This is a genomic window from Streptomyces sp. NPDC055099 (genome assembly GCF_053607685.1).
Map to the genome: position 1 here is coordinate 212,324 of NZ_JBSGUA010000014.1, position 12,535 is coordinate 224,858.

7 protein-coding genes are annotated in these 12,535 nt (G+C 72.1%); 6 read left to right on the forward strand and 1 reads right to left on the reverse strand.

Going from position 1 to position 12,535, the window contains the following annotated elements; translation table 11 throughout:
* Positions 1-22: 22 nt before the first annotated feature.
* A complete protein-coding gene (locus ACWFRU_RS30700; protein ID WP_453691359.1) occupies positions 23-1,666 on the reverse strand; it encodes a serine/threonine-protein kinase in 1,644 nt (547 codons plus the stop codon).
* Between the two features lie 425 nt (positions 1,667-2,091).
* Here ACWFRU_RS30700 and ACWFRU_RS30705 point away from each other — a divergent pair, with 425 nt between their 5' ends.
* The 6 genes from ACWFRU_RS30705 to ACWFRU_RS30730 all read left to right on the forward strand — a co-directional run bounded on the left by ACWFRU_RS30705 (position 2,092) and on the right by ACWFRU_RS30730 (position 12,532).
* The gene (locus tag ACWFRU_RS30705) at positions 2,092-5,292 is read left to right on the forward strand and encodes an FHA domain-containing protein (protein ID WP_453691360.1); all 3,201 of its coding nucleotides are present in this window, start codon (positions 2,092-2,094) and stop codon (positions 5,290-5,292) included.
* Positions 5,293-5,466: 174 nt separating this feature from the next.
* Positions 5,467-6,864 carry an ABC transporter substrate-binding protein gene (locus tag ACWFRU_RS30710; protein WP_453691361.1) on the forward strand — a complete coding sequence of 466 codons (1,398 nt, stop codon included), beginning with the start codon at positions 5,467-5,469 and terminating at the stop codon, positions 6,862-6,864.
* A 73-nt stretch (positions 6,865-6,937) separates the two neighbouring features.
* Positions 6,938-8,218 carry a carbohydrate ABC transporter permease gene (locus tag ACWFRU_RS30715; protein ID WP_453691409.1) on the forward strand — a complete coding sequence of 427 codons (1,281 nt, stop codon included), beginning with the start codon at positions 6,938-6,940 and terminating at the stop codon, positions 8,216-8,218.
* Positions 8,219-8,306: 88 nt separating this feature from the next.
* Positions 8,307-9,188: a carbohydrate ABC transporter permease gene (locus ACWFRU_RS30720; protein WP_453691362.1), complete on the forward strand. Its 882-nt coding sequence runs from the start codon at positions 8,307-8,309 to the stop codon at positions 9,186-9,188.
* A gap of 162 nt (positions 9,189-9,350) precedes the next feature.
* Entirely contained in the window at positions 9,351-11,600 is a 2,250-nt protein-coding gene (locus ACWFRU_RS30725; protein ID WP_453691363.1) for a bifunctional glycosyltransferase/CDP-glycerol:glycerophosphate glycerophosphotransferase, read from the forward strand.
* Between the two features lie 41 nt (positions 11,601-11,641).
* Entirely contained in the window at positions 11,642-12,532 is an 891-nt protein-coding gene (locus ACWFRU_RS30730) for a class I SAM-dependent methyltransferase (RefSeq protein ID WP_453691364.1), read from the forward strand.
* Positions 12,533-12,535: the final 3 nt, after the last annotated feature.

Sequence of the window (12,535 nt, forward strand, 5' to 3'; positions counted from 1 at the left end):
CCCACCGCCGACCACCGGACGGCTACTTGCCGCCCACCTTGCCCATCCAGCCGGAGACCGTGTCGTACCAGTCCGTCAGCTGCTCCCAGTAGCCCTTCGTCGTGCCGATCCACTCCTGGAGCGGGCTCAGCTCCCAGACGAGCCAGCTCGCCACGAACAGGATGATGAGCGTGAAGAGGCATCCCTTGAGGCAGCCGAGACCCGGGATCTTCATCCGGTTCGGGTTCGAGCTCCGCTGCCTCGGCTCGCGCGGCGGGCGTCCCGCGGGCGGCTGCTGGGGCGGCGGTGCCTGCTGCGGCGGCGGCGCGTACTGCTGACGCTGCTGCTGCGGGGCGTACTGCTGCCCGCGCTGCTGCTGGGGCGCGTACTGCTGGGGGCGCTGTTGCTGCTGCGGCTGCGGCTGCTGCACCTGGCGCTGGGGGCGACGGCGGCGCAGCGGATCCTGGCTGGGGTCGAGGTACGACTGGACCTGCGTCTGCTCGTTGCGGTCGCGCGCGGCCCGCATCTGGTTCTGCCAGGGGTGCGGGTCGTTCGGGTCGGCGCCCGGCTGGTTCGGCGGCACCGGCGGCATGACGGCCGTCGGGTCGGCGGCGCCGCGGCTGCCGGAGGGGAGCACCGAGGTGGGGTCGGCGTCCCCGGAGCCGGTGTTCTGCATGACGCTCGTCGCCGCGTTCGGATCGTACGAGCCCGCGTTGTGCGGAAGCGCCTGGGTGGGATCGGCGGCTCCGGCGGTCCCCGGCACCATGGCGGGGTCCGGGTCGGGCATCAGGAGGGCGCCCACACCCTCGGCCGCGGCGATCTGCGCGCTGGACGCGTGCACGCCCACGCCGTCCGCGACGGCCCGCAGGCCGCGCGCGAGGTTCTCGGCGCTGGGGCGGTGGTCGGGGTTCTTGCTGAGGCACCGTTCTATGACCGTCCACAGCGGGTCCGGGACCGTGGAGGGGCGGCGCGGTTCGGCGCTCAGGTGCTGGTGCAGGACCTCCAGGGCCGAGCCGCCGCCGAACGGGGGACGTCCGGTGACGAGCTCGTACAGAAGGATGCCCGCGCCGTAGATGTCGACGGCGCTGGTCTGCGGGCGGCCCTCGGCGGACTCGGGCGCCACGTACGCGGGCGTGCCGACGAACTCGTGGGTGCGGGTCAGTCCCGGGGAGTCGGCCAGGCGTGCGATGCCGAAGTCGGTGAGCATCGGGTGCATCGCGCCGTCGGCATCCTGCTTGAGCAGCACGTTCGCGGGCTTCAGGTCCCGGTGCACGACCCCGTCCGCGTGGCTCGCGGCGAGGGCGTCGGCGATCTGGGCGGTCATGAGGGCCGCCGCGACCGGTGTGAGGGGGCCGTTCTCGCGGAGGTAGCGGTGCAGGTCGGGGCCCTCCACCAGGTCCATGACGAGGGCCAGGAGCTCGCCCTCGACGACCAGGTCACGGGTCCGCACGATGTTCGGGTGCGTGAGCCTGAGCAGGACGGACCGCTCGCGGAGGAACCGCATCACGATGTCCGCGTCGTTCGCGAGCTCTTCCTTCAGGACCTTGATCGCGACGGTCTCGCCGGGCTGGCCGGGGACGGCCGCCTCGGCACCCGCGGTCTCACGCTGGCGGGCTCGCCAGACGGTGCCCGTGGCGCCGCGCCCGAGCGGCTCCTCGAGCAGGTACTTGCTGCCTACCGGCCGCACGTCATGCTCCCTGCTGATCTGCTGATCTCGCTGGTGTGTCCGGACCCGGCTACCCGCCGGAAGATGTTCCGACCCACTCTAGTGCCGCCGAACGGGGCACCGGCCGGTCACATTCCACGTCGGCCGCCGGGTGACCGGATAGCTGTTCGGTGGGAAGACGCCCCTTGCGGGCCGTTGGTTGCCGGATGGCGTCGAATTGACCTTCGTCACGAAGGGATGACCCGCGATCGCATCGGTCCAAGCAGGCACTTTTCCGAGCAGAGCCGACCAATCAAGATCACTTACGGGTGGCCGCCGGGCGTGTTGTCAGTGGCAGGTGCGAGGATGCTTCTCTGTTACTGGCCGACGTGGCCGTGTGCGGTGGGGGGAATCACAGCGCGAGTCCCCGTGCCCGGCGGCAAGGGCAGAAGGGACCGCTGACGGCGATGCAGATCCGGCTGACCGTCCTCGGGCCGCGCAGCGGCCAGACCGCCGAGCCCCATGGCCGCCTCGCCGCGCCGCGCGGCGCCTGTGACGTGCTGGTCACCGCCCCTGCCGGGACCGCCCTGGCCACCGTCGCCTCCGGTCTCGCCGCCGTCGTCGCGGGCGGCGAAGGACCCGTCGTCCTGTACGCGGAGTCGGAGCGCCTGGACGCCCAGCGCTGCACCCTCGGGGAGCCCCCGCTGATAGACGGGGCGGTGCTCTCCCTCGGCTCCCCCGCGGAGCCCGGACCCGAACTCGCCGGAGCCGCCGCCCAGTTGCACGTGGTCGCGGGACCCGACGCGGGCGGTGTGCACCTCCTGCACGGCGGCCAGATCCGCGTCGGCCGCTCGGCGGACGCGGACGTCCCGCTGGACGACCCGGACGTCTCACGGCTGCACTGCGCGGTGACACTCACCCCGGACGGCCAGGTCACGGTCACGGACCTGGGGTCCACGAACGGCACGACGGTGGACGGCCACGAGATCACCGACCGCCCGGTGCGCCTGACCCCCGGCTCCCTGCTGCGGCTCGGCGAGTCCGCGCTGCGGTTCACCGCCGGGGACGGCACGGGCGGCGCGCTGCCGACGGCTCCGGACGGCGAGGGACACGTACGCGTGCGCGTCACCGCGAGCGCCGACGCTCCCCTCGACGCGCCCCCGGGAGCGGGCCGCACGCCCTCGGACGGCACCCATCACGCGTACGGCTCCGCGGGCTGGGGCGCCGCGGGCGAGGGCGACCAGGGCGGTCCGAGCGGGTCCCACGGCACGTCCGGCCAGGCGTCCCACACCGATGTGCCGCTCGTGCCGCAGCAGGGCGGCGCCCCGGACGCCGAGAGCACCCGCGTCGGCACCCCCTTGCGCGGGACACCCGTGCCGCGCGCGCTCCGCAAGCGGGGCGGCCTGTCGGCCTGGGCCCGGCGGCTCACGGGCGCCCGCGACGACGAACACGGCCCCGCGGGCCACGAGGACGACGCGTACGGGACGGGGAGCGGCGCCACGTTCCCCGAACCGGCCGCCCCCACCCCGGAGGACCTCGCGGTGGCCGCCGCCGCGCGGACCCCGGAGTCCTGGCCCGACCCCGCGGCCCTGCTGCTCACGGCGCTCGGCCCCGGCCCCCGCCTCTGGGAGCGCGGACCCGGCCACCCCGAGGCGCTCGCGGTCCGGCTCGGCACGGTGGACCGCGCGACCCCCGACGAGCGTGGCCTGCTGCCCGCCGTCCCCGTGACGGTCAGCCTGCGGGAGGCGGGCGCGCTCGGCCTCGCGGGCCCGCGCGAGCGGCTCACGGGCCTCACCCGTGCCGTCGTCGCCCAGCTCGCCGCGCTGCACTCCCCCGACGCCCTGGAGATCGTGCTGCTCAGCACGGACCGGGCACGGACCACGCCGGAGCGCACCGCCGAGTGGTCCTGGCTCGGCTGGCTCCCCCACCTGCGGCCCCTGCACGGCCAGGACTGCCGCCTCCTCCTCGCCTACGACCGCGAGCAGGCGGCCGCGCGCACCGGAGAGCTGCTGCGGCGCCTGGACGACCACGAAGCGGACCGGGCGTCCGCCGCCGAAGGCGACAGTGCCGCCGCGAGCGCCCCGGACCCGGGGCCCCGCACCGTCGTCGTGGTGGACGGCGACCCCGGGTCGGCCGGGCTGCGCGAGGCCGTGGTGCGGCTGACGCGGGAAGGGGCCGCCGCCGGCATCCATGTCGTCTGCCTGGCGGAGACCCCCGCCGCGTCACCCGCCTCCCCGGTGACGGCCACGTACGAAGCCGCGTGCTCCGTGTCGCCCGCCTTCCGTGCCTGCGGTGCCGTCGCGCTGCTCAGCGGCGACGTGGCGACCGCGCTGCGGCTGCTGCGGACCGTGGACGGCCGCCTCGCGGGGCACGGCACGGTCGCCGCGGTGGACGCGGTGTCGCATGCCTGGGCCGAGCGGTTCGCCCGCGCCCTCGCGCCTTTCCGTACGGACGGGGCGCCCGGCGACGGACACGCGCGCGTGTCCGCTCCTTTGCCTCAAATGGCGCGGCTGCTCGACGAGTTGGGTCTCGCCAGGGCCACCCCCGCTTCCCTGATGGCGCGGTGGGCCGCGGCCGCCGACGACGCCGAGGCGCTGGGCGGTCGGGCCTGGGCGGTGCTCGGCGCGGGCCCGCGCGGACCCGTGGTCGTGGACCTCGCCGCCGAGGGCCCGCATGTCCTGGCCGAGGGCCCTTCGGGCAGCGGGCGCACGGAACTGCTGCGTTCCGTGGCCGCGTCGCTGGCCGCGGCCGAGCGCCCGGACCGTCTCGGCATGGTCCTGATCGACGGACGTGACACCACGGGAAGCGGCGGCAGCGGCACGAACGGCGGGAACATCCGGCTGGTCGAGGGCCTCGCGGTCTGTACGGACCTGCCGCACGTCACGACGCATCTCGCCGCCAACGACCCCGTCCGGATGCGGGAGTTCGCCCAGTCGCTGACCGCCGAGCTGAAACGGCGGGCCGAGCTCCTGGGGCGGCTCGGGTTCGCCGAGTGGCACGCACAGGCACCTCAGGCCCGGGTGGCCGGCGGGAGCGGCGTCAGCGTCGGGACCGCGGGCGGGGGCGGTGGCGGCGCGGGCGATCTTGACGCTCCGCCGAGTTCCACGATGCGGCTGCGGCCCGTCGCCGCCCGCAAGGGGATCGAGCCGGGGCCTCCGCTGCCTCGGCTCGTCGTGCTCGTCGACGACTTCGACGCACTGCTCTCACCCGCGCTCGGGTCTCCCGGGCGGCCCGCCGCGGGCTCCGTCGTGCGGGCGCTCGAAGCCGTGGCCCGGGACGGGGAGCGGCTCGGGGTGCATCTGGTCGCCACCACCGCGCGCAGCGAGCGGATGCCGGAGACGGAGCTGGGGCGGCGGGCGACGCTGCGGATCGTGCTTGACGCCGTCACCCCGGGGCCGGAGGAGCCCGCCCCTGGCCGGGGCGAGCTTCGTACGGCCGACGGCCGGGTGAGCCCCTTCCAGGCGGGGCGGGTCACGGGACGCATTCCTCGTACGTCGACGGTGCGGCCCACGGTCGTCCCGCTGGAGTGGGAGCGGATGGGTGATCCCCCGGCCCGGCGCCCGGTGCGCGAACTGGGCAACGGACCAACGGACTTGGCGCTCCTGGCCAGCGCGCTGGAGCGGGCCGCCCGCTCCGTCGCGGCGGATCAGGTGTCCTCTCTCCTCTAGTTCCGCACCACCTCTTCGCCGGCTCCGCACGTTGCCGGGCGCCAGGCCTCATGACGGCACGTCACAACGCCATCACGATCACCTGGTTGACACTGTTTGCGCTCTTGCCGCCCCTCCCCGCCCGGGCGTAGACAGACCGCACGGGACTCGCCATGGCAGAGAAACGGGGCAGTGATGCGCAGCAGTCTTCGAACACGCAGGGCACCGCACCACCGGCGTACCACCGCCAAATTCGCCGCGGCCTTCGTCGCGGGCGCGCTCGCGCTCACCGTCACCGCGTGCGGCGGCGACGGTGACGACGACGGGGACAGCGGCGACAAGGGCGGCGGCAAGCAGAGCGCCGCCGCGGTGAAACTGCCCAAGCTGGACGGGCAGACCGTCTCCGTGGCCGCCGTCTGGGGCGGCTCCGAGCGGAAGGTCTTCCTCAAGGTCCTCGACGAGTTCGAGAAGCGGACCGGGGCCGAGGTCACCTTCGTACCGGCGCAGGACCCCATCATCAGCTTCCTGGAGTCGAAGGTCGCGGGCGGCCAGCCGCCGGACGTCGCGATGCTTCCGCAGGTCGGCGCGATCGAGCAGGCCGTGGAGAACAAGTGGGCCAAGCCGGTCGGGCCCGAGGCGCAGAAGCAGCTCGACAAGAACTACGGGCAGGGCTGGCAGGACCTCGGGGCCGTCGACGACAAGCAGTACGGCGTGTACTTCAAGGCCGCCAACAAGTCCCTGGTCTGGTACAACACCAAGGTCTTCGACAACGCGGGCGCCAAGGAGGCGAAGACCTGGGACGACTTCATGAAGACGGCCCAGACCGTGTACGACTCCGGGGTGCCGCCGATCTCCGTCGCGGGCGCCGACGGCTGGACGCTCACCGACTGGTTCGAGAACATCTACCTCTCGCAGGCGGGCCCGGAGAAGTACGACGACCTCGCCGAGCACGAGATCAAGTGGACGGACCCCTCCGTGAAGGAGGCGCTGACCACCCTCGGTGAGCTCTTCGGCAAGAAGGGCTTCGTCGCGGGCGGTGCGAACGGCGCGCTGCAGACCGAGTTCCCCGCCTCCGTGAAGCAGACGTTCACGGGCGGCGACCAGCCGAAGGCCGGCATGGTCTTCGAGGGCGACATGGTCTCGCTGCCGATCTCGGAGACGAAGGCCGAGGTCGGCACGGACGCCAAGGTGTTCCCGTTCCCGGCGGTCGGCGACGGTGAGTCCCCCGCGGTCGTCGGCGGTGACGCCGCCGTGGCGCTGAAGGACAGCAAGGGCGCGCAGGCGCTGTTGACCTTCCTCGCCTCGCCGGACTCGGCCAAGATCTGGGCGGAGGCGGGCGGCTTCGTCTCGCCGAACAAGGAGCTCGACCTTGCGGCATACCCGAACGACGTGCAGCGGGGCATCGCCAAGGCCCTGATCGCCGCGGGCGACGACATCCGCTACGACATGTCCGACCAGGCCCCGCAGGCCTTCGGCGGCACGCCCGGCAAGGGCGAGTGGAAGGCGCTGCAGGACTTCCTGAAGAACCCGAAGGACGTGGCGGGCACCCAGAAGGCGCTGGAGACGGCCGCCGCCGCGGCCTACAAGGACTGACCCGGTGGCGTCCGCGAACGCCGGGGGCACGCCGAATGTGGCGCTGCCCCCGGCTCCCAAGCCGCGCAAGAGCGTGACGGGCACACGCAAGGGTGTGGCGGTGCTGTTCCTGGCACCGGCGCTCGTGCTGCTCGGCGCGCTCGTCCTCTACCCCATCGGGTACTCGGTCTTCCGCAGCTTCTTCGACAAGTCGGGCGACTTCACGGCGTTCGGCAACTACAAGACGCTGTTCACGGACGACACCATCCTGACCGCGATCAAGAACAACGCAATCTGGGTGGTCGTCGCCCCGACCCTGGCGACCGGGCTAGGCCTGATCTTCGCCGTGCTCACCGAACGCATCCGCTGGGGAACGGCGTTCAAGCTGGTCATCTTCATGCCGATGGCGATCTCGATGCTCGCGGCCGGCATCATCTTCCGGCTCGTGTACGAGTCGGACCCGGACCGGGGTGTGGCCAACGCCGTGATGGTGGGGGTGCACGACACGTTCGCCGAGTCGTCCGCCTTCCCGCAGGCGCACCCCAGTTCGCAGTCGCCGCTGAAGTCGGCGAGCGGCGGCGCGTTCATCACGCGCGAGCCGGTCAGCGCGGGCACTCCGGTGGTGCTCCCGCTGACGGGTGTCGCGCCGGACAACATGCCGGGCGACGCCAAGTCCGCGGCGGCCGCGAAGCCGGACCCCGACAAGGTCACGGGGACGGCCTGGCAGGACTTCACGCGCGGCAAGGGCCGGGGCGAGATCAACGCCCCGGACAAGGCCGAGTTCGGCTATCCCGGGATCAAGATCGAGGCCGTCAAGGACGGCAAGGTGGTGGCCTCCGCCGAGGCCGCGGCGGACGGCACCTTCGCGCTCCCCAAGGAGGCGGACGGGGCCCAACTCCGCTTCCCCGCATCGAACTTCCGCGAGCCGTACAACGGCGTGGACTGGCTTGGCCCCTCCCTGATCACGCCCGCGGTCATCGGCTCGTACCTGTGGATCTGGGTGGGCTTCGCGATGGTCCTGATCGCGGCGGGTCTCGCCAGCGTGCCGCGTGAACTCCTGGAGGCCGCCCGGGTGGACGGCGCCAACGAGTGGCAGGTGTTCCGCAGGATCACGGTGCCGATCCTCGCGCCGGTGCTCGCGGTGGTGGCGGTCACGCTCATGATCAACGTACTGAAGATCTTCGACCTGATCTTCATCATCGCGCCGAACTCCTCGAAGGACGACGCGAACGTCCTGGCGCTCCAGCTCTACAACTCGGCGTTCCTCGACGAGGATTCGGGGGTGGCGAGCGCGATCGCCGTGCTGCTCTTCCTCCTCGTGATCCCGGTGATGCTCTTTAACGTGCGGCGACTTCGGCGGGAGGGACGGCGATGACGCGCCACTCAAACGCCGGCTGGGGGTCCGGGGGTTATCCCCCGGGAAAACACAGCAACGTGCGGCGACTTCGGCGGGAGGCTCGGCGATGACCACCCAAGTCGAAGTGGTGAAGGCGAAGCAGTCGCTCGGCGGGCGGATCGTCTCCGTCCTGAGCGGCACCGCCGTACGCGTCTTCCTCGTCGTCGTCGCGCTGTTCTGGCTGGTGCCGACGATCGGTCTGCTGCTCGGTTCGCTGCGCACGTCGGCCGACATGGCGGAGAGCGGCTGGTGGAAGGTCTTCAGCACGCCGTCGCAGATGACGCTGGACAACTACACGACGCTGCTCAAGGACGAGACGATCACCGACTCGATCCTGTCCAGCATCATGATCACCGTTCCGGCGACGCTGCTCGTCGTGATCATCGGGTCCCTCGCCGGATACGCCTTCGCGTGGATGGAGTTCCCGGGCCGCGACTGGTGGTTCCTCGGTGTGGTGGGGCTGCTCGTGGTGCCCGTGCAGGTGGCGCTGCTCCCGGTGTCGAAGATCTTCGGCGCGATCGGGATCTTCGAGTCGACGATCGGCGTGGTCATCTTCCACGTGGCCTTCGGCCTGCCGTTCGCGATCTTCCTCCTGCGGAACTTCTTCGCGGAGATCCCCCGCGAACTCCTGGAGGCCGCGCGCCTGGACGGAGCCGGTGAACTGCGGCTCTTCTTCCGGGTGGTGATGCCCCTCGGCGCGCCGGCGATCGCCTCGCTCGGCATCTTCCAGTTCCTCTGGGTCTGGAACGACATGCTGATCGCGCTGATCTTCGCCGACTCCAAGAGCCCGCCGATCACGGTCGCGCTGCAGCAGCAGGTGCGGTCCTTCGGTGACAACGTGCAGATCCTGGCCCCGGGCGCGTTCATCTCGATGGTGATCCCGCTGGCCGTCTTCTTCGCGTTCCAGCGGCAGTTCGTGTCCGGCGTGATGGCGGGTGCGGTGAAGTAGCCGACCACCGGCGACACAGGCACGTGCGTTCGACGAGTGAGGCGGGCCCGGCACCGGGTCCGCCTCCCGCGCGTCCGTCCCCCGTATGCCTCATACGACGTAACCCGACCGGCCGTCCGGGCGTTTTCGGGCAGTATGCCCGCGTCGACCCATGGATGTGCCTTGCCCCGGTTCAGTGTCATCGTGCCCGTGTACAAGGTGCAGGCATATCTGCACGCATGCCTCGAGTCCGTGCTCGAGCAGTCGTTCACGGATCTTGAGCTGATCGTGGTCGACGACGCCTCCCCCGACGCGTGCGGCGTCCTCATCGACGAATGCGCGGCCCGCGACACCCGGGTGAAAGCCGTCCACCTCAAGGAGAACGTCGGCCTCGGCCGGGCCCGCAACGCGGGCATGGAGCACGCCGGCGGCGACTACCTCATCTTCCTCGACGGCGACGACACCCTCACCCCGGACTCCCTGCACGCGATCTCCGACCGCCTCAAGGAGACGGACGAACCCGACGTCCTGCTCTACGACTACGCGCGCGTGTTCTGGTCGGGCGAGGCGGTGCGCAACCAGTTCGCGCACCTCCTCAAGGAGGAGGGCGGGGCGCCGTTCCGGCTGGTCGACCGGCCCGGCCTGCTGCACCTCCTGATGGTCGCCTGGAACAAGGCCTACCGCCGCGACTTCATCGAACGCGAGGCCCTCGCCTTCCCGCCCGGGCTCTACGAGGACACGCCCTGGACCTATCCGGTCCTGATGAAGGCGGACACGATCGCCACCCTCGACCGGGTTTGCGTGCACTACACGCAGCGCCGCAGGGGCAGCATCCTGCGCACCACGACCCGCAGGCACTTCGAGATCTTCGACCAGTACGAGCGGGTCTTCGCGTTCCTCGACGAGCACCCGGAGCTCTCGGCGGCCTGGCGGCCCGTCCTCTTCCGGCGGATGATCGACCACTACTCGACGGTCTTCACCAAGCACGACCGCCTGCCGCGCGGCAGCCGCGCCGCGTTCCTGCGCAAGGCCCGCACCCACTACCGCCGCTACCGCGTCCCCGGCGTCCGCCCCCGCGCCAGCACCCGGGTGCGGCACGGCCTGGTGCGCCTGGGCACGCACCGCACCTACCGCACCCTGTGGACGGCGCTGCGGGTCAGGTCGCGGGCCAAGCGGTACGTGGCGACCGCGCGGCGCCGCGCCAAGGGCGCCGTGCTGCAACTGCACTACCGCGTCCAGCTGCGCCTGCCGCTGCGCGCCGACCGCGCGGTCTTCTCCTCGTACTGGGGCCGCGGCTACGGCTGCAACCCCGGCGCCCTGGAGGCCGCGCTGCGCGAGCACGCCCCGCACGTGCGCACCGCCTGGATCGCGGACCCGGCCCACCACCACACCCTGCCGACGGCCACCCGCGGGCTGCGCCCCGGCACGGCCGCGTACTGGAGTGCCCTCGCGCGCTCCAAGTACCTCGTCAACAACGTCAACTTCGACCGCAGGCTCGTCAAGCGCCCCGGCCAGATCATGATCCAGACCCAGCACGGCACACCCCTGAAGCTGATGGGCCTGGACCTCCAGGACCGGCCGGCCGCCGCCCGTGACATGGACTTCGGTGCCCTCCTGCGCAACGCCGACAAGTGGGACTACGTCCTGTCGTCGAACCGCCACTCCACGCTGGTCTGGGAGCGCGTCTACCCCGCCTCGTTCACCACGCTCGAGTACGGCTATCCGCGCAACGACATCTACCAGCGGGCGAGCTCCGCCGACGTGGCCCGCATCCGCGAGTCCCTCGGCATCCCGCACGGCGCCGTCGCGATCCTCTATGCGCCGACCCTGCGCGACTACCGCCACTCGCAGCTCCGCACCCTCGACCTGGAGCGGCTGCTGCACAACCTCGGCCCCCGCTTCGTCGTCCTGACCCGCGCCCACCACTCGTACGGGGAGCCCCTGGCCCCCTCGTCGGACCGGCTGATCGACGTGTCGGACCACCCCGGCGTCGAGTCGCTCTGCCTGGCGTCCGACGCCCTGGTCACGGACTACTCGTCGCTGATGTTCGACTACGTCAACCTCGACCGCCCCGTCGTCCTGCACGCCACCGACTGGGAGGCGTACGAGGCGGCCCGCGGCACCTACTTCGACGTGCGGGAGTTCCCGCCCGGCGCCGTCGCCCGCAGCGAGGACGAACTCACCGACATCTTCGCCACCGGCCACTGGCGCGGCTCACGCTCGGCGCAACTGCGCGCCGCCTTCCGAAACCGCTTCTGCGTGTACGACGACGGTCGGGCCGCTGAACGAGTTGTGAGGCATGTGGTGCTCGGTGAGACAGGGGGTCTACCGTCTGTGGCGCCACTGGCGGACCGGCACCCCGTGCCTGCCGCGGGGGCGGCCGGTGAGCCGCTCCCGCGGGTCGACGTCGCCCCGCCCACTCCGCGCCTCTAACCCCCCGCACCGTCCTCCTTCCCCCATCCCCGGGACCAGACATGCGACACGCTTCCGCCACCACCGGCCGGCTTCCGCGACCGCGCCAACTCTCCGACGTGAAGGGGTGGTTCCACCCGGTCGACCAAGTGCTCTTCGACTGGATTCTGAGCCGCCAGCGCGACCACGAGCAGCGGGGTGATCTGCTGGAGCTCGGCGCGTACCTGGGCAAGAGCGCCATCTTCATGGGCGCGTACCTGCGGGCGGACGAGACCTTCACCGTCTGCGACCTCTTCGACTCGCCCGCCCCCGACGAGGCCAACTCCGCCGAGATGGGCCGCTCGTACGCCACGCTGACGCGCCGCGCCTTCGAGGCGAACTACGGCGCGTTCCACGACGGTCTGCCGCGGATCGTCCAGGAGCCGTCGTCGGGGATCACCGCGCACGTGGCGGCGGACAGCTGCCGCTTCGTGCACATCGACGCCTCGCATCTGTACGAGCACGTCCACGCGGACATCGCCGCCGCCGAGAAGGTCCTCGGGCCGGACGGGATCGTCGTGCTCGACGACTTCCGGGCCGAGCACTGTCCGGGCGTGGCCGCGGCGACCTGGGGCGCGGTGGCGAGTTCGGGGCTCAAACCGCTGTGCATCACGGCCACCAAGTTCTATGGCACGTGGGGGAGTTACGACGCGATCCACGCCGATCTCGCCGCCTTCCTGAAGGGGCGGGACGACATGTGGCACGGCGCCGAGGAGGTCGCGGGCTTCCCGATGATCCGGATCAGCGGCAAGAAGGCGAGGTCGCCCGAGCACCCGGTGTCACGGTACGCGGACGAGCCGGTCCCCGAGCTGCCGGACAACGCACCCCGGCCGGCCGCGGCAGGAGCCGGGGGCCGGGCCAGGGGCCTGCTGTCGTCGCTGCTCGCCCGCTCGGGGCGCTCGGACCGCTCCTGACGG

Bases quoted from the DNA above. Each gene is read 5' to 3' on its own strand.
- ACWFRU_RS30710 (WP_453691361.1), top strand. From the start codon at position 5,467: ATGCGCAGCAGTCTTCGAACACGCAGGGCACCGCACCACCGGCGTACC.
- ACWFRU_RS30720 (WP_453691362.1), top strand. From the start codon at position 8,307: ATGACCACCCAAGTCGAAGTGGTGAAGGCGAAGCAGTCGCTCGGCGGG.
- ACWFRU_RS30730 (WP_453691364.1), top strand. From the start codon at position 11,642: ATGCGACACGCTTCCGCCACCACCGGCCGGCTTCCGCGACCGCGCCAA.
- ACWFRU_RS30705 (WP_453691360.1), top strand. From the start codon at position 2,092: ATGCAGATCCGGCTGACCGTCCTCGGGCCGCGCAGCGGCCAGACCGCC.